Origin of the sequence: Yersinia artesiana (assembly GCF_902726545.1) — a bacterium.
GTDB lineage: Bacteria > Pseudomonadota > Gammaproteobacteria > Enterobacterales > Enterobacteriaceae > Yersinia > Yersinia artesiana.
This window is the reverse complement of record NZ_CACVAD010000050.1, coordinates 17,025-32,993: the sequence shown is the minus strand read 5'-3', so window position 1 is coordinate 32,993 and position 15,969 is coordinate 17,025. Positions and strand designations below refer to the sequence as shown.

The window sequence follows — 15,969 nt, the reverse complement described above, 5'->3', positions numbered from 1 at the left end:
TATTGGCATAAATAAATTATGTGATACTCAAGAATGTGAGTTTGATGAGTTAAAAAACGCCAGAGTTAAGTTGGCGAAGAAACAATTTTTTATCAATATTATTGAATCGATTGTTTCTCTAACTTCGTTTGTTGTCAGTGTTGGGCTAAGTATTTGTAGTGGTGGTGTAGCCACCCCTGTTGCTATCCTCACCGGTTTAAATCTTATGTTATCACTGTCTAATTTGGCCTGTGCCTATCATAACTGGAATTGTGCCAGTAAAAATAAAGAAGAACTGACGATGGGCAGTGATGCCATACAACAAGCTGTTTTTATATTAGCTAAATATTGTCTAGCTTCACCGATGAACGCAAAAAAAATTGCCCGCTTTACCTCGTATTTTATTAGGGCTGGAATTGTGGTTTCTCTCGGCGTGGTGGCTTTTTCTGTCCATCCGGTTATTAATAATAGTTTATGCCTTCTCGCCAAAAGCTATGCTCCGATATTGACATCTATGATGAGTGCTGCCACGGCTGGGGCTTTAGGTACCTGGATGAATCATGACAGTGATACCAAAGAAACCATTATAGAAAAATTAGTCACAACCGAAAAAGAGATAATTAAACAATTAGCTATTCTTGAGGGGGAATTAAATATATTAGAGGAATTAAAATGGTTTATTGAATTATCTGAAAATAATTACCAATATATTTTTGATGAGATTTAAGGTAAATACCGGATATCGATTATCCTGATTGTTTGTCAATCTAGCATAAGGACAATGGCACTCGAAGGGATATTATGAAATCAATACAATTTATTCTATTTCGACAAGAGGGAATATTACGTTGTGACGGTATTTGCCATACTGTCCCTGCGGGAACGTTAGTCATTACTGATGAGCAAGCAACAGTATCCTCTTTTTCTCAAAGTAGTTTTATTTCAATATTGTGTCATTCCATCGACTTGTTACCGTTATATAAAGACTTAGCCAGCAAGATGGTTCAGCCGAGTAAATTTCATCTGCCCCAAAACGTATATGAACGCTACAAAATATTACCGGTAAGTGACGATATTATTTGTGCTACTCAACAGTTGGTCGGTTTTGAAAGAAACTCTTCGCTACGCTTCCTATACCTATATTGTCTGGGGCTGGAGCCGGTTTATTTTTCCCGATTATTAGAATCAATAGTGGGCACAAATAACGAGTTGCTGGAGTTCTTTGATAAGAACCGCCTCAACCCGTGGACAGTTTCGCGTTATGCCGATGAATTAGGTATTTCGACACGTAAATTGAATTTCTTGTTTTACGAAAAATTCGGCATGTCTGCCAAACAATGGTTATTAGATCAACGTTTGAAAAAAGGGTGTGAGCTGTTGCTATCCACCCGACTGCGTGTGGCCGATATTGCTATGGAGTGCGGTTTTAGTAATCACGCTCATTTCTCTGACAGCTTTCGTCGTCGCTTTCAACAGTGCCCGTCACGTATGCGGTCACTCATGGAATAGGGGGTCTTATGGATATAAACGCCTTAGTGAATGGGCTGGCACAGAGCATCAATAAGATTGGTCAGGATTTTCAAAACCAAATGACCTCCGGCAATCCCTCAGACCCTGAGCATATGCTCAAGATGCAATTTGCTATGCAGCAATATTCATCTTATATCAATTTCAGTAGTGCTTTGATGAAAGGAATTAAGGATATGACCAGTGGGATTATTGCCAAAATATGATTCTACTTTCAGCCCCTTGTCGCCAATTAGTTGTGGAGGCGGCATTGGCGGGAGTCAACCACAGCTTATTGGCCGAGGCCCGCGACATTCTTAACGTATTGCCGCAGTTAATTCCGGAACCTCAAGTGCGTTTAGTCTGTGAGGCCATGTTGTTATTCGGGCTTAATCAGCAGAGTGAAGCCTTGGCGCTATTGGCTACCTCCAGCTCACAAGAAGCACAAGGGATGTTGGCTTTGCTGCAACAAGGGATTGCTGGTTCCGCCAAGATGTGAGCCTGCGCAATAAACACTTTTATTAAATCGAGGTCATCCGATGGAAATTGATGCAATCAACGCCGCAGTCAAGTTGAATACCACTTCGCAACCACCTGCTGACGATCAGCACATTGCCAAATTTGCTCAATTAATGCAGCAGGTTGAGCCAGTCACGCCAATGATATCTCCAGACCAATTTTTGTCGGTGCAGTCTGAATGGATGCACACCACGTTGGCGGTGGATTTAACGGCTAAAGTTGCCGGAGTGGTCGGGCAGAACATCAACAAACTGGTCAATATGCAATGAAACGGGTGCAGCGTTTGATAGCGCTATTGCTGGTGGTTATGTCCCTTTCTGGCTGTGGGATGGAATTGTATAGCGGCCTTTCAGAAGGGGAAGCCAACCAGATGTTGGCGTTATTGATGTTGCACCAGATCAAAGCAGAAAAGCAGTCTGAAAAGGGAGGTACAATTGCGTTAAATGTCGATAAAAGTCAATTTATTAACGCCGTGGAATTGCTACGACAACATGGTTTCCCCCGTCAGCGATTTGCCTCAGTAGATGAGCTTTTCCCGTCGAATCAGTTGGTGACGTCTCCAGGGCAAGAGCAGGCCAAGATGGTCTATCTGAAAGAACAGCAATTGGAAAGCATGTTGAGCCATATGGATGGGGTGATCCAAGCAGATGTGACTATTGCTATGCCTGCGCCAACTGATGGAAAAAGCAGTATTCCTCATGCCGCCTCGGTGTTTATCAAATACTCACCTGAAGTGAATTTGCTGAGTTATCAACCGCAAATTAAGAATCTGATCCGCGATGGTATTCCGGGTATCGATTTTTCGCAGATTAGTGTGGTGATGCAGCCGACTAATTATCAGTTCAGCGCCACGGCTACGCAGCAACAAAGTCACTCGGAAGCTGCCTTGCAATGGCTATTACGCCATGCAGCGACATTACAAATAGCTCTGGGTTTGCTGCTGGTGTTATTAGTCGGCTTGTCGACGGCCTGTCTGGTGCGCTATCTGCGCCGATAAGAGGTTGGAGAGAAAGATGATAATGCCATTAACCGCCAATATTCGGTATTTGCATCAATTAGCCTGGCAGCCTGCACAATTTGCTCATCCATTATGGTTGGCGGCGGCGGGGGTGAATGCAGCAAACTACCATTATGGCCGCAGTATGGTGATGGATCGTGCGCTAAATACGCGTCTGAATTGCCTGCGACACTTCCCTCAGCAGCCACTGCCTGCCGTATTGAGTCAACAACAGCAATATCAAATTGTGAAACCGGAGCGTTTATCCGCTCGTTGCCTGGCGTTGGGATTGGTTTATTTGCAGTGTGACGATTACCTACGTCTTCGCCACTATCGGCAACAACTTTCGCCGCTATTAAGTGAAAGTGATATTTCGCAGCTCATGGGGATGGGGTTTCGCGGCCATTTCACAGCCAAATTAAGTCCCACACAGTTGTTAACGGCAGCATTGCGGTTGGGGCAGAGCCTTGCTCACCACCTCCGTTGTGATTGTGTGGTGTGGCGGGCACTGTGTATCTCGTTACCGCCTTTACCGCGCTCGCTCTCTCTGTCCAGAGCGTTATCCCTGTCAGTTGATGATTGGTTAATCCGCCTGGAGCGTTTGCTGTGAACCCGTTTCAGATTCGGCTGGAAGAGTTCGACTTTGCCCTGCCCCCTGGCGCGGTTATCCCTGCGGCTGAATTACAGAAAATGGCGCGGAGTCGCGATATTTTGTCGGATGCCCAAGCGCAGGCGGCTGACATTGTGCAAGCGGCGCAGGCCGAGCGCATCGAGCTACTGGCTCAGGCGCAACAACAGGCGGATAAGCTTATCGAGCAAACCCGAAGCCAAATGGAAACTGAGGTGTTAGCACAGCATGTCCATTGGCTAGTGGTTGCGGAACAACTGGAGTCGGCGCTGATTACACAGGCCCGAGAATCTATTTTGGCTGCTATTCGTTCGGTGATGACCGCCTGGGCGGGGGAGCAAGTGGTGAGCCAGATTTTGATCCAGCGCTTGGGGGGGCAAGTGGAAAAGTTGGCGCATGACAATGAGTTGATATTACGTGTTCACCCACGGCATCTTTCAGCAGTGGCTGCTGCTTTAGGCTCGCGAGTGCAATGTGTGGCCGATGACAATATGGCCGAAGATGAGGCGCAATTAAACTCACCGATGCTACAGCTTACACTTTCTCTTGAGCGCCATTTATCGCAACTTCTTCTTTGGCTTCAGGAATCACCAGAGTCATCGCTTTATCAGGAAATTACAGATGATAAATGCCAATAATATCTCCGATGCACATGCTGTCCACGGATCTTCACTCCATGAGGCTGGGCTACACGGTGAAATAACCCCTGCACGCTCGGTTACGGAGTTAGCCTGCATAGAATTGTCGGAAGTCAGACAGACCGCGTTGGAAGAAACCATGGAAGAGATCGGGCTGAGTTTAGGGGCCCGATTAAAAGATCAAAAATCCGTTGAAGCTGAGGAGCGAAATCAGCGCCGCCAGCAGTTACTGGTGAAATTAACCACCCAGTTATCCGCAGGTGTTGATTCTTTACTACCCAAGCATATTCCGCTTGATATGGATATTTCTTTGCTTGCCAATCAGCTTCGCCAGGGGGGGTTATCAGCCGGGCAGCAAATCTTGTTGTTGGCCGCAATGATGGCGTACAGCAAAAATAATCTGTTACGTCGCCGCAGCTTATCGCAACTCCTTGAGCCGTTATTGGAAAGTGATGGCTGGGAAATCGAATTATTTGGTTTGCTGGAATTGGGCAGTAAGGAGAGCCGTGAACTGGGGGCTGTTAAGCAACTGTTTGCACAGAGTATTGAGCAAAGTGAGTTGTCAGTTGCAGAGTGGTTTGCTCAGGTGAGCCGATGGCCACAGCGGCAGCAACGAGTCCGGGTGTTGATGCGCGCAGTGGCGTTTGACCTGTCTTCTCAACCGCCGCCAAAGCGTGGTGAACGTCTGGCTGGCACACTGCATCAACTTCGCCGTTTGTTGATGTTTCTGGGGTTGGAAGACCATTGCACTCGCATGGGGAGAGCCTGCGCAGTAGAAGGGGATGTGATTTTGAGCGAAGTGCTGGCGGTGGTGGGGCAGCCCTGGTTATTTAGCCACTGGTTGCAACCACGTATTGAGGCGATTTCAGGTCAAGATATCAATGCACGTAGCCGATTTATTCGCAGATTCTATGAGCTGTTCAACCTTATGCCGATTGATTGTTTCAATGATCAAGAGCAGCAACAGCAAATTTTAGCGGTGTTGTTGGAGATATAACCTGGCGAATCAGGCCATAGCCCGATATCGCGGGGGCAGTGGGCTACATATCCTTTCCATTACTTATAAGTACAGTAAAACAATAATCTATCTCGATGAGGCATGGTTATGGAAATGGATTTAGTCGTTACCCGTAACCTCCAGTTGTTTACTCACATGGCTGAGTTGCCTTGCTCTAAATTATCCTCCCGCATGGAGTGGCGAATAGAGCAACGGCTGGTGTTCCTTGAGTGGCGCAATGGACGGTTGTTATTGACCAGCGGTGTGCAACATCGGCGTTATCACCTTGAGGACTTACTGCTGCTCCAGAGGAGTTGGCAGCTTGAACGCTTTAATGGTGTCCCCCAGCGTATCTATTTATTGAAAATGGGCATGATGGTCAGTTGCTCGCCACCGGTGTCATCAGGGGCCGAGTGTTGGTTTCAGCTATATCAGCAACAGTGTGCTTTGCTCCGCCGTTTGCCAGGAGAATACCGATGAGAGAATCGGCATTAACGCGCGGCTTGATGGTGATAGCTGCGCGGCAGGATGTTTTTTTGGCGGTCATGCTGCTGGTGGCGATCTTTATGATGATTCTGCCGCTGCCCACCGTCATGGTGGATGTGCTGATTGCCGTCAACCTCGCGTTTTCCGTTATTCTGTTGATGATCTCGATTTACCTGCGTGACCCACTCGAATTCTCGGTTTTCCCATCGCTGTTACTGATCACCACACTTTATCGGTTAGCGCTAACTATCAGTACCACGCGCTTGGTACTGCTACAGCATGATGCGGGGGAAATTGTCGAGGCGTTCGGCCAGTTTGTGGTCGGGGGTAATCTGGCGGTGGGGCTGATCATTTTCACCATCATCACCGTGGTGCAGTTTATCGTGATCACTAAAGGCTCGGAGCGCGTCGCTGAAGTTAGCGCCCGCTTTTCTCTCGATGGTATGCCGGGCAAGCAAATGAGTATCGACGGCGATATGCGAGCCGGGGTGATCGACTCGGCTGAAGCGGGGCGACTACGCGAGCGGGTCCAAAAAGAGAGCCGCCTGTTTGGTGCTATGGATGGGGCGATGAAGTTCGTGAAAGGGGATGCTATCGCCGGCATTATTGTCATTCTGGTGAATATTATCGGCGGCATCACTATTGGTGTGTTGCAACATAATATGTCTGCCGAAGAGGCGATGACCACGTATGCCGTGTTATCTGTCGGTGATGGTTTATGTGCTCAAATTCCATCATTACTTATCTCGATCACGGCCGGGATCATTGTCACCCGGGTGCCCGGTCAGGATAAACAGAGTTTGGCTAAAGACTTGGCAATACAAGTAGGGCGTCAACCCGATGCCTTGTTGCTGGCGGCGGCTATCCTGACTGTGTTTGCCCTGTTGCCGGGCTTTCCTTTCCTGATTTTCGTTATGTTGGCAGCGCTGATCGCCACCCCCGCATTCTTACTTTATCGGAAAAAGAAACCAAGCGCTGGAGCCAGTGGTCGTGATGATAAATTGCCTTCTCCAGCCAGCGCGATGACCCCAGGGGCCGTGCCATTGATGCTGTATTGCGCGCCAAATTTACGCTATCCCCACCTGGGGCGAGATCTTGATGGTTTGCGTTGGCGCTGGTTCGAACATCTTGGCGTGCCATTGCCTGAGGTGGTTGTTCGCAGTGATCCCAATCTGGCCGAAAACGAATTATCGATCCGGGTTTATCAAGAGCAAGTGCTGAAACTGACATTACCCTTTGATGATGTATTACTGTTGCAACCCAATGCCTCGCTCGCCACGCGCAGTCAGGTTCTTGGTATAAAAATGGGCAGCTTTGAGTGGTTGCCTGCTGAGCAGGCGCGTCACGCCAGTACGTTGGGCGTCCCCTATGCGCAGGGGCATCAGCGCATTATTCATTGCCTGACACGCGTGCTTGAGCGGCATACCGCCGAATTTATTGGCGTGCAAGAAACCCGTTATCTGATGGATGCCATGGAGGCGCGTTACGGCGAGCTGGTCAAAGAGCTTCAGCGCCAGATGCCGGTCGGCAAAGTGGCAGAAACGCTGCAACGATTGGTGGAAGAAGATGTTTCGATCCGCGATTTACGCACTATTTTCGGGGCGCTGGTGGCGTGGGCACCGAAAGAGAAAGACATCGTGATGTTGACCGAATATGTCCGTATCGCCCTGCGTCGCCATGTGTGCAGCCGATTTAGCAAAAATAAAGCCTGGTTGCCGGTATTGCGGCTGGGGGAAGGGGCGGAGAACCTGATCCGCGAGTCGATTCGTCAGACTTCTGCGGGGACTTATTCTGCGCTGGAAGATAAACATTCGCGGCTGCTTCTCGACAAAATAAAAGGCGCTTTTGCTGAAAATACCGATGCTGTGTTGTTGACGAGCATCGATGTGCGGCGCTTTTTACGCAAAATTGTTGAGCGGGATATTTTTGCGCTATCGGTACTTTCCTGGCAGGAACTGGGCGATGAAATGAATATTAAGGTGGTAGGTACCATCGAGCTTATCGGAGATGAACTTGATGAAACTGCCTGATATCACGCGATTAAGTGCTCAGTTGCAACAACAATTACGTCTACCGCCTTATCCTCCAAGCGGCATCGAATCTTGCGGGCCGATATTAGATGTCGGCCCGACTCTGCTACGCGCCCATTTGCCCTGTGTTGCGCTGGGGGAGTTATGCCGAATTACCTCAGCGGACATGTTGGCCGAGGTGGTCGCTATTGAGCAACAAACTGCATTGCTGTCGCCGTTTGCCTCCTCCGCCGGTTTGCGGTGTGGTCAATGGATTTCTCCGCTTGGGCATAAACACCGCGTCAGAGTTGGGATGGATTTACTTGGGCGAGTATTGGATGGTTTGGGGGATCCAATAGATGCTGGCCCTTCCCTTCGTGGGCATTGGCGTGAGCTGGATTGCCCGCCGCCAGACCCATTAACTCGTCAACCAGTTCAGCAAATATTGACTACCGGTATTCGTGCCATTGATGGCGTATTGAGTTGTGGCGAGGGGCAACGAATCGGTATTTTTGCCGCCGCCGGAGTAGGTAAAAGCAGCTTGTTAAGCATGTTATGTCGCGGCTGTAGCGCGGATATCATTGTGTTGGCGCTGATTGGTGAGCGTGGTCGTGAAGTGCGGGAATTCCTTGAACAAGTGCTAACGCCCGAAACCCGCGCCCGCACGGTAGTGGTGGTGGCAACCTCTGATCGCCCCGCGCTGGAGCGGTTAAAAGGTATTTATACCGCCACCACTGTGGCTGAATATTTCCGTGAGCGGGGGGAGAAAGTGCTGCTCATGGCAGATTCGCTCACTCGCTATGCCAGAGCTGCTCGTGAAATCGGTCTGTCTGCGGGGGAACATCCTGCCATGGGCAGTTTCCCCGCCAGTGTCTTTGCTGCACTTCCCCGGTTACTTGAGCGCGCGGGTAATAGCGAGCGCGGGAGCATAACCGCTTTTTACACTGTGCTGGTTGAGGGCGATGACATGAACGAGCCAGTGGCCGATGAGGTGCGTTCGCTATTAGATGGTCACATTGTGTTATCGCGCCAACTGGCCGGTGCCGGGCACTATCCCGCTATCGATATTGCCGCCAGTGTGAGCCGTATCATGCCGCAAATTGTCAGTGCGGAGCATCAGGCATTGGCACAAAAACTGCGTCATATACAGGCCTGCTATCAGGAGATCGAGTTGCTGGTGCGAGTGGGTGAATATCAGGAAGGTCAGGATTTACAGGCTGACGAAGCGCTACAGCGCTACCCAAGCATCTGCGCCTTTTTGCAACAGGAGAGCGCTTTATCATCATGCAAAACCGATACCGCCGGTCTTACTCATACCCTGGCTCAACTCGCACAGGCATTGGGCTTATCAATCGAGCATTAACTATTTTCCAGCGGCTTTTGGCACTGCGCCAACGTCAGGAGCGCCGTTTACGCCGGCAATTAATGTGTTTGCGACAAGAAGAGCAACAACAGGAGCGGCAGTTAGCAAGTTTCCATCAACAACGCCAGAGGGTGTGCCAGCAATTGCATCGGATTGCTCAATGGCGCGGCAAACTAAACCCGAGGCAAGCAGAGGAACAGAGAGCCTTGCAGCACAAGGTGTATCGGGCGGAACGGCAGTTGCACCAATCGCTCCGTGAGTTAACCGCCAAAAGGCAGCAACAACAAGACGCCATTGTGTCGCAGCAGGCGCTGTTAAGGACAAATCAGCGTGAACAGGAAAAATTACGGATGCTAATCAAAGATGAGTCGAATCGATATTGAAGGCGCATTACCACCGCTCAGTGAAAGGAGTTTTTACGGGGATCGGTCACAGAGCTTAGATCATGAGAGACAAAAACAGCAATTTGCCCGCTATCTTCCTCCACGTTCATCTGCAATGCAGGATATGGCCCATTCCACGGCGGCTTCGGGTGAGGGCAAACTGATGCAAACTGACTATCGTATCCTCAGTGGACCACTATCAGGTGTACAGGTTCATGTCAGCCTGACCGCTCATGGTTTGCATCTTGTGCTCAGTCACAACAACCGTGACTGGGTAGAACGTTTACAGCGCTTGCAAACTCGTTGGCAGCGGCAACTGCATCAATTGGGATTCCCTTGCTTGTTGGAGGTGACCCATGGTGGAGACATTATCGGCTGAACTGCGCCAGCTCAGCGCCATCATTGGGCGTGGACGTCATAGTGATGGCATTTACGCCACAGTGGCGCAAGTCGCGGGGGAGGGCATTTATCTGCCACTCCATTATGACGGCAAGGTATGCGGTTTCTGGTTATCCCAAAGCTGTTGGAATAACTGGCTGGCATCTTCGCTGGCAACCGATGAACCCCATTTGCTGGCGGCTGAATTGGTTAATGCTATGGCGACTTGGGCTATTAGTCCGCTGCTGGGCGCGCTATCCGAGTTAACTTTTGACGAAACTGCGCCAGTGGCGATGACACTTTTGCCCCAATGGGCGGTGGTGCTGGCTTTTGAACTGGAAGGCCAGCAACTCAGTGGCGTGTTGTTTGATTGGCCTTTGGCGACGTTAGCTGAAACCTTATCTGATTGGCACTGTGAGCAGTCCGCCGGGCATAACCTGCTATGGCAGGCAGGATTAGTGGTGGGGTGGAGCCGATTATCACTGTATCAATTGCAACAAATCAGGCCGGGGGATGGGGTTCGAATCAACAGTGCTGCAAAATGGGAGCAAGGATACTGTTGGTTATGGCAAATGGCACCATCACAGATTCACATCAAACTGGAAGGTGAAAATAGCATGACTATTCAACAGGTTAATGAAGATATTGATTCATTTCTGGCACTGGATGTCGCCGCCATACCTAACATGCCCCAGACGGTAGAACTTGAGCAATTACCGCAAACACTGGTGATGGAAATTGGCCGCCTAACGATGCCGCTGGCAGATATTAAACAGCTAGCTGTCGGGCAAACATTGGCATGCCAGACTCAGTTCTACGGTGAAGTTAATATCCGACTGCACGGGCAGCCCGTCGGCAGGGGCAGTCTATTGCGTTGCGATGAGCAGTTGGTCGTGCGCATCGATCAGTGGCTTCTCCGGCACACTTGACGCCGCAGCGGCGGTTATTCAGGTCATGACCCGATACGAGAGAGTGCTGAGCCGATAAATACTGGGTTATTGTTTTACCCGACAGGCCAGCTTTTGCGGAATAGACTATGGAGTTACTGAATTCGTCCTCTCAATTGATTGTCCTGCTTTTTCTTCTGTCATTGCTCCCCTTGCTGATGGTGATGGGAACATCGTTTCTCAAACTATCGATTGTCTTCTCATTGCTGCGAAATGCATTAGGGGTACAGCAGGTGCCGCCCAATATTGCCATTTACGGTTTGGCGCTGGTGTTAACCATTTTTATCATGGCTCCGGTCGGATTGGATGTGCACGCCCGCCTTCAGGATGAGCCGTTGCCCAATGATATCGGCGCTTTGCTACATCATATTGATGAACATGCACTGGGGCCATACCGCGATTTTTTACAACGAAATACCGATGCAGCACAGGTTCATTTTTTCAATGATATCGTCCAAACCAAGTGGCCGGTTCGTTATCGCGACACCATCAAAGCCAACTCGCTGTTGATATTAATGCCCGCCTTTACCCTAAGCCAACTGACCGAGGCGTTCAAAATTGGCTTACTGCTTTACTTGCCCTTTGTGGCGATTGATTTGATTGTCTCTAACATTTTGCTGGCAATGGGCATGATGATGGTCTCCCCGATTACGATTTCGTTACCATTCAAGTTATTAATTTTCATACTGATTGATGGCTGGGGATTGTTGCTGGGGCAGTTAGTGGGGTCTTATTTATGAATGGCCAGCAGGAGAAATGGCCATGAGCAACGCCATTGTGGTTCATCTGGCGACCCAATTGTTATGGATAGTTTTACTGCTATCGATGCCGGTGGTAGTGGTGGCGTCAGTGGTAGGGATAGTTGTCAGCCTGTTGCAGGCACTCACTCAAATACAGGACCAAACATTACAGTTTTTGATTAAATTACTCGCTGTATCCGCCACATTATTGATTACCTATCATTGGATGGGATCGACATTGCTGAATTACACCCAGCAGACCTTTTTGCAGATAACTAGTATGCGGTCTTGATATGCATGACTCTCTACCCTGGCTGGGAGCCTTAGGGCTGGCGATGATGCGCCCTTATGGCATGTTACTGATATTGCCTCTGTTTACGGCGCGTAGTTTGGGTAGTAGCTTGCTGCGTAATAGCGTGGTTTTTGCCATCGCCCTGCCAGTGACTCCGATGTTTCTCGCCACATCTTTGCTGCATCACGATAGCCTCACAGGGTGGCTTTGGGTGCTTTGTATCGAGCTGATGGTCGGGGTGATGATTGGTTTTGTCGCCGCATTGCCTTTTTGGGCGATTGATATGGCGGGCTTTCTGATTGACACCTTACGTGGCGCCACTATGTCCACGTTGTTTAACCCCAGCATGGGGATGGAATCCTCCATTTTTGGTGTGCTGTTTACGCAAATATTAACGGTTTTGTTCCTGATTTCAGGCGGGTTCAATCTGGTACTCACCGCGCTTTATGGATCTTATGAAATCTTACCTGCTGGCAGTGGTATTCAGCCTGCATCGGCAATGCTGCAATTTCTGCAAAGTGAATGGCAGTTGATGTATGAACTCTGTCTGAGCTTTGCCTTGCCCGCGATGCTGGTCATGGTGTTAGCGGATTTGTCTTTAGGTTTAATTAATCGCTCGTCTCAACAACTGAATGTGTTTTTCCTGGCAATGCCGATCAAAAGTGCATTGGCGTTATTGCTATTACTGATTAGCTTGCCTTACGCATTACATCACTATTTGGTCGGTATTAATCAGACCGAGCAGAAAATAAGCACATTTATCCCGCTGATAAAAGGAGGGAATAATGAGCGGTGAAAGCAGTGAAAAGAATGAAAAGCCCACTGCTAAACGGCTGAGAGAAGCGCGGGAGAAAGGGCAGGTCATCAAGAGTGTCGAGATAACCTCTGGGGTGCAGTTGGTGGTGCTGGTGGCTTATTTTTTTCTGATGGGTAACTCCGTTATCGATCAGATTGGCGTTTTGATCCGCAGTTCAATTAACCAATTACAGCAACCCTTTACCTTTGCAGTGGCACGTATCGGGTCAGAGTGCACGGCGGTGCTCATCCATATTGTGGGAATCTTGGGCGGGGCGCTGATTTTGATGACAATTATTGCCGGAATTGCGCAGGTCGGGCCGCTATTAGCAACCAAGGCAGTGGCATTTAAAGGCGAGCACATCAACCCTATCAATAATGCCAAACAGCTTTTTTCATTGCGCAGTCTGTTTGAGCTAACTAAATCATTACTGAAAGTGGGGGTGCTAACCCTGATTTTTGGCTATCTACTGGCGCGGTATGCCACTTCTTTTGGTTATCTGGCTTATTGCGGCAGTAGTTGCGCGATTCCGGTATTTGGCACATTAATGAGTTGGCTATTGGGTGCATTGATTGCCTGTTATGTGGTTTTTTCCCTATTGGATTATACCTTTCAGCGCTATAACACCATGAAACAACTGAAAATGTCTCTTGAAGAGGTTAAGCGGGAATACAAAGATAGCGATGGTGATCCGCATATTAAGCAGAAGCGGCGGCAGCTACAGCAAGAGGTACAAAGCGGCAGTTTCGCTAAAAATGTCCAGCGTTCCACGGCGATCGTGCGTAATCCCACCCATTTTGCTGTATGCCTGTTTTATCACCCAGATGATGCGCCACTTCCGCTGGTGATTGAAAAAGGTAAAGGTGAACGGGCTGCATTGATTATCAAATTGGCAGAACAGCAAGGAATTCCGATTGTAGAAAATATTGCACTGGCTCGCGCATTACATCGCGATGTGGTTTGTGGCGATACCATACCTGAAACTTTATTTGAACCGGTTGCCGCTATCTTGCGCCTGGCTTTAGCGCTGGATTATCAATCCCCGGAGGAGGATGAACAACCTTGATTCGCGACACATCTCTACCCAGTCAATATCCCCTCCCATCAAGTTAACTTTTAGTTAACATCTAATTTTCAATACATCATCCCTTCATTAAAGAAATAATTGGCTTATTATACGTAGGTCTATTTTCTCGCTACGGCATATGAGCCTGTTCTTGCTGGCGACAACACGTATTTTGGAGGTGTCAGTGTGAGCTGGCAGATGTTTAAATCTCAATATTTGGTGCGCTTCTGGGCCCCTCTACCCGCGGTAATTGCCGCCGGTATCTTATCGACTTATTACTTTGGTTTGACCGGCACGTTCTGGGCGGTGACAGGCGAGTTCACGCGCTGGGGCGGCCACCTGATGCAGCTGTTTGGCGCGCACCCGCAAGAATGGGGTTATTTTAAAGTTATCGGCTTAGAAGGGACGCCCCTGGATCGTATCGATGGCATGATGATTATCGGTATGTTTGCCGGATGTATCGCTGCTGCGCTATGGGCCAATAATGTGAAATTGCGTAAGCCGCAGCACGGTATTCGTATTGCTCAGGCACTGGTCGGTGGCATTATTGCTGGTTTTGGTGCGCGACTGGCAATGGGGTGTAATCTGGCGGCTTTCTTTACCGGCATCCCGCAGTTTTCACTGCATGCCTGGTTCTTTGCACTCGCGACGGCGGCCGGTTCCTATTTCGGTGCCAAATTCACGCTATTACCGCTGTTTCGTATTCCGGTGAAATTGCAAAAAGTGACAGCAGCCGCGCCATTAACCCAGCACCCAGCCAGGGCTGCGCGACGCTTTCGTCTTGGCATGGTGGTGTTTGTTCTGGCGCTGGGCTGGTCGTTGATTGAGTTGTTCCGCCACCCAAAACTGGGTATCGCCATGTTATGTGGGATTGGGTTTGGGCTGCTAATTGAACGGGCGCAAATTTGCTTTACCTCAGCCTTCCGAGACCTGTGGATCACCGGGCGCACGCACATGGCGAAAGCGATTATTCTGGGGATGGCGGTCAGTGCTATTGGGATTTTCAGTTATGTGCAACTGGGTGTCGCACCGAAGATTCTATGGGCCGGGCCGAATGCGGTGATTGGCGGTTTACTGTTTGGTTTTGGTATTGTGCTGGCTGGTGGTTGTGAAACGGGCTGGATGTATCGCGCGGTCGAGGGGCAGATTCACTATTGGTGGGTGGGGCTGGGTAATATTATTGGTGCCACTATTCTGGCGTATTATTGGGATGACTTTGCTCCGGCATTGGCGACCAATTACGATAAAGTCAACTTATTGGAAACATTCGGTCCAATCGGCGGGCTACTGGTCACTTACCTGATGCTGGCTATCGCTTTTGCGGCCATGTTGTGGTGGGAAAAGCGCTTCTTCCGTCAACAAAAAGCTACTGCATCCGCTGTGGTTAAGGAGCCATCATGAGTCATTCTTCGTCAGTTGATAGTTTAGCCATTGATAGTTCCGCAGCACCTACGGCTATCGTGCCAGATTACCGTTTGGATATGGTGGGCGAACCCTGCCCATACCCAGCGGTCGCCACACTGGAAGCGATGCCACAACTGAAACCGGGTGAAATCCTGGAAGTGATCAGTGACTGCCCGCAATCCATTAATAATATTCCATTAGATGCCCGAAATTATGGCTATACGGTATTGGATATTCAGCAAGATGGCCCGACTATCCGCTATCTGATTCAGCGCTGAAATAGGCAATCGATAAGACTGTTAAAGGCGGGTTTAACCCGCCATAGACTGCTGACAACCCCCTACGACTCGATCTTGCAAGGTGAAGACAGGCAGAGGAGTAAAGCGTCCGCGCCAGGGAAGGCGCGGCTCGAGCCCCCAGGGATGGGTTTACGGCGTCTTTACGATCTGCTTGTTTTCACCGCTACGGGCACTTTGTCATTAACCTCAGACGGGTTTAACCTGCCAGTAAGGCTTTAATCGGTTTCAAATCTGTTTTAGTTATCATCATTAACATGAATATTGGCTTTAACCTTTCACGTTATAAGCAATTGGCGCTATCAACTCAATCACCCCGTTGCGCAGTAGTTCTGCGGGGGAAATGGATAACGGTTGGGCGCGAGAAATCAGAATCATTGCTTCACGATCCAGTATGTTAGCGCCAGAACTGGCGAACAACTTTGCAGTTAAGACTTTTCCTTTATGATCAACAATAAAGCCTATGTGGCTGATCCCTTCCGGGCGATAGCGCAAGGCTTCTCGTTGATACCCAACTCTGGGCATTGGACAACGCCATCGACAAC

21 protein-coding genes and 2 pseudogenes are annotated in these 15,969 nt (G+C 49.3%); 22 read left to right on the top strand and 1 reads right to left on the bottom strand.

Annotated features, from left to right (window positions below; translation table 11 throughout):
• The 22 genes and pseudogenes from HU019_RS15945 to HU019_RS20550 all read left to right on the top strand — a co-directional run.
• A partial coding sequence (locus tag HU019_RS15945; RefSeq protein WP_174850501.1) for a hypothetical protein occupies window positions 1-706 on the top strand: 706 nt, incomplete at its 5' end.
• Between the two features lie 74 nt (window positions 707-780).
• A complete protein-coding gene (locus HU019_RS15940; RefSeq protein ID WP_174849507.1) occupies window positions 781-1,488 on the top strand; it encodes an AraC family transcriptional regulator in 708 nt (235 codons plus the stop codon).
• A gap of 8 nt (window positions 1,489-1,496) precedes the next feature.
• Entirely contained in the window at window positions 1,497-1,712 is a 216-nt protein-coding gene (gene sctF / locus HU019_RS15935; RefSeq protein ID WP_019080772.1) for a type III secretion system needle filament subunit SctF, read from the top strand.
• Window positions 1,709-1,984, top strand: a complete 276-nt coding sequence (locus HU019_RS15930) for an EscG/YscG/SsaH family type III secretion system needle protein co-chaperone (RefSeq protein WP_019080771.1) — start codon at window positions 1,709-1,711, stop codon at window positions 1,982-1,984. The genes sctF and HU019_RS15930 overlap by 4 nt, the downstream gene beginning before the upstream one ends.
• Before the next feature lie 40 nt (window positions 1,985-2,024).
• Window positions 2,025-2,273, top strand: coding sequence for a type III secretion system inner rod subunit SctI (gene sctI / locus HU019_RS15925; protein ID WP_174849508.1), 249 nt, complete (start codon window positions 2,025-2,027; stop codon window positions 2,271-2,273).
• Window positions 2,270-3,001 (top strand): type III secretion system inner membrane ring lipoprotein SctJ, encoded by a 732-nt coding sequence (gene sctJ, locus HU019_RS15920; RefSeq protein WP_174849509.1) that lies wholly within the window; start codon window positions 2,270-2,272, stop codon window positions 2,999-3,001. The genes sctI and sctJ overlap by 4 nt, the downstream gene beginning before the upstream one ends.
• A 16-nt stretch (window positions 3,002-3,017) precedes the next feature.
• Window positions 3,018-3,611, top strand: a complete 594-nt coding sequence (locus tag HU019_RS15915) for a type III secretion system domain-containing protein (protein WP_174849510.1) — start codon at window positions 3,018-3,020, stop codon at window positions 3,609-3,611.
• Window positions 3,608-4,267: a type III secretion system stator protein SctL gene (gene sctL, locus HU019_RS15910; protein WP_174849511.1), complete on the top strand. Its 660-nt coding sequence runs from the start codon at window positions 3,608-3,610 to the stop codon at window positions 4,265-4,267. The genes HU019_RS15915 and sctL overlap by 4 nt, the downstream gene beginning before the upstream one ends.
• The gene (locus HU019_RS15905; RefSeq protein ID WP_174849512.1) at window positions 4,251-5,264 is read left to right on the top strand and encodes a TyeA family type III secretion system gatekeeper subunit; all 1,014 of its coding nucleotides are present in this window, start codon (window positions 4,251-4,253) and stop codon (window positions 5,262-5,264) included. Before sctL ends, HU019_RS15905 begins: the two co-directional genes overlap by 17 nt.
• 108 nt (window positions 5,265-5,372) lie before the next feature.
• Window positions 5,373-5,744, top strand: coding sequence for a type III secretion system protein (locus HU019_RS15900; protein WP_174849513.1), 372 nt, complete (start codon window positions 5,373-5,375; stop codon window positions 5,742-5,744).
• Window positions 5,741-7,780 (top strand): EscV/YscV/HrcV family type III secretion system export apparatus protein, encoded by a 2,040-nt coding sequence (locus tag HU019_RS15895; protein ID WP_174849514.1) that lies wholly within the window; start codon window positions 5,741-5,743, stop codon window positions 7,778-7,780. The genes HU019_RS15900 and HU019_RS15895 overlap by 4 nt, the downstream gene beginning before the upstream one ends.
• Complete coding sequence (locus HU019_RS15890; protein ID WP_174849515.1) at window positions 7,767-9,122, top strand: EscN/YscN/HrcN family type III secretion system ATPase; 1,356 nt, start codon at window positions 7,767-7,769, stop codon at window positions 9,120-9,122. The genes HU019_RS15895 and HU019_RS15890 overlap by 14 nt, the downstream gene beginning before the upstream one ends.
• Window positions 9,123-9,184: 62 nt before the next feature.
• Window positions 9,185-9,505 carry a type III secretion protein gene (locus HU019_RS15885; protein WP_227739407.1) on the top strand — a complete coding sequence of 107 codons (321 nt, stop codon included), beginning with the start codon at window positions 9,185-9,187 and terminating at the stop codon, window positions 9,503-9,505.
• Window positions 9,486-9,884: a hypothetical protein gene (locus HU019_RS15880; protein ID WP_174849516.1), complete on the top strand. Its 399-nt coding sequence runs from the start codon at window positions 9,486-9,488 to the stop codon at window positions 9,882-9,884. The genes HU019_RS15885 and HU019_RS15880 overlap by 20 nt, the downstream gene beginning before the upstream one ends.
• A complete protein-coding gene (locus HU019_RS15875; protein WP_174849517.1) occupies window positions 9,862-10,812 on the top strand; it encodes a YscQ/HrcQ family type III secretion apparatus protein in 951 nt (316 codons plus the stop codon). The genes HU019_RS15880 and HU019_RS15875 overlap by 23 nt, the downstream gene beginning before the upstream one ends.
• A 107-nt stretch (window positions 10,813-10,919) precedes the next feature.
• On the top strand, window positions 10,920-11,570 hold the full coding sequence (gene sctR, locus HU019_RS15870; protein WP_174849518.1) for a type III secretion system export apparatus subunit SctR: 651 nt from the start codon (window positions 10,920-10,922) through the stop codon (window positions 11,568-11,570).
• Between the two features lie 22 nt (window positions 11,571-11,592).
• On the top strand, window positions 11,593-11,862 hold the full coding sequence (locus HU019_RS15865; RefSeq protein WP_005156602.1) for an EscS/YscS/HrcS family type III secretion system export apparatus protein: 270 nt from the start codon (window positions 11,593-11,595) through the stop codon (window positions 11,860-11,862).
• Window position 11,863: 1 nt separating this feature from the next.
• Window positions 11,864-12,658 carry a type III secretion system export apparatus subunit SctT gene (gene sctT, locus HU019_RS15860; protein ID WP_174849519.1) on the top strand — a complete coding sequence of 265 codons (795 nt, stop codon included), beginning with the start codon at window positions 11,864-11,866 and terminating at the stop codon, window positions 12,656-12,658.
• The gene (locus tag HU019_RS15855) at window positions 12,648-13,724 is read left to right on the top strand and encodes an EscU/YscU/HrcU family type III secretion system export apparatus switch protein (RefSeq protein WP_174849520.1); all 1,077 of its coding nucleotides are present in this window, start codon (window positions 12,648-12,650) and stop codon (window positions 13,722-13,724) included. The genes sctT and HU019_RS15855 overlap by 11 nt, the downstream gene beginning before the upstream one ends.
• Window positions 13,725-13,910: 186 nt before the next feature.
• Entirely contained in the window at window positions 13,911-15,125 is a 1,215-nt protein-coding gene (gene yedE, locus HU019_RS15850) for a selenium metabolism membrane protein YedE/FdhT (protein ID WP_174849521.1), read from the top strand.
• Window positions 15,122-15,406 (top strand): sulfurtransferase-like selenium metabolism protein YedF, encoded by a 285-nt coding sequence (gene yedF / locus HU019_RS15845; RefSeq protein ID WP_005156598.1) that lies wholly within the window; start codon window positions 15,122-15,124, stop codon window positions 15,404-15,406. Before yedE ends, yedF begins: the two co-directional genes overlap by 4 nt.
• Window positions 15,407-15,549: 143 nt before the next feature.
• Window positions 15,550-15,615 (top strand): annotated as a pseudogene (locus HU019_RS20550) (gluconate 5-dehydrogenase); the annotation flags it as partial.
• A 79-nt stretch (window positions 15,616-15,694) separates the two neighbouring features.
• On the opposite strand, the pseudogene HU019_RS15840 reads toward HU019_RS20550, so the two are convergent.
• Window positions 15,695-15,934, bottom strand: a pseudogene (locus HU019_RS15840) (energy transducer TonB); the annotation flags it as partial.
• Window positions 15,935-15,969: the final 35 nt, after the last annotated feature.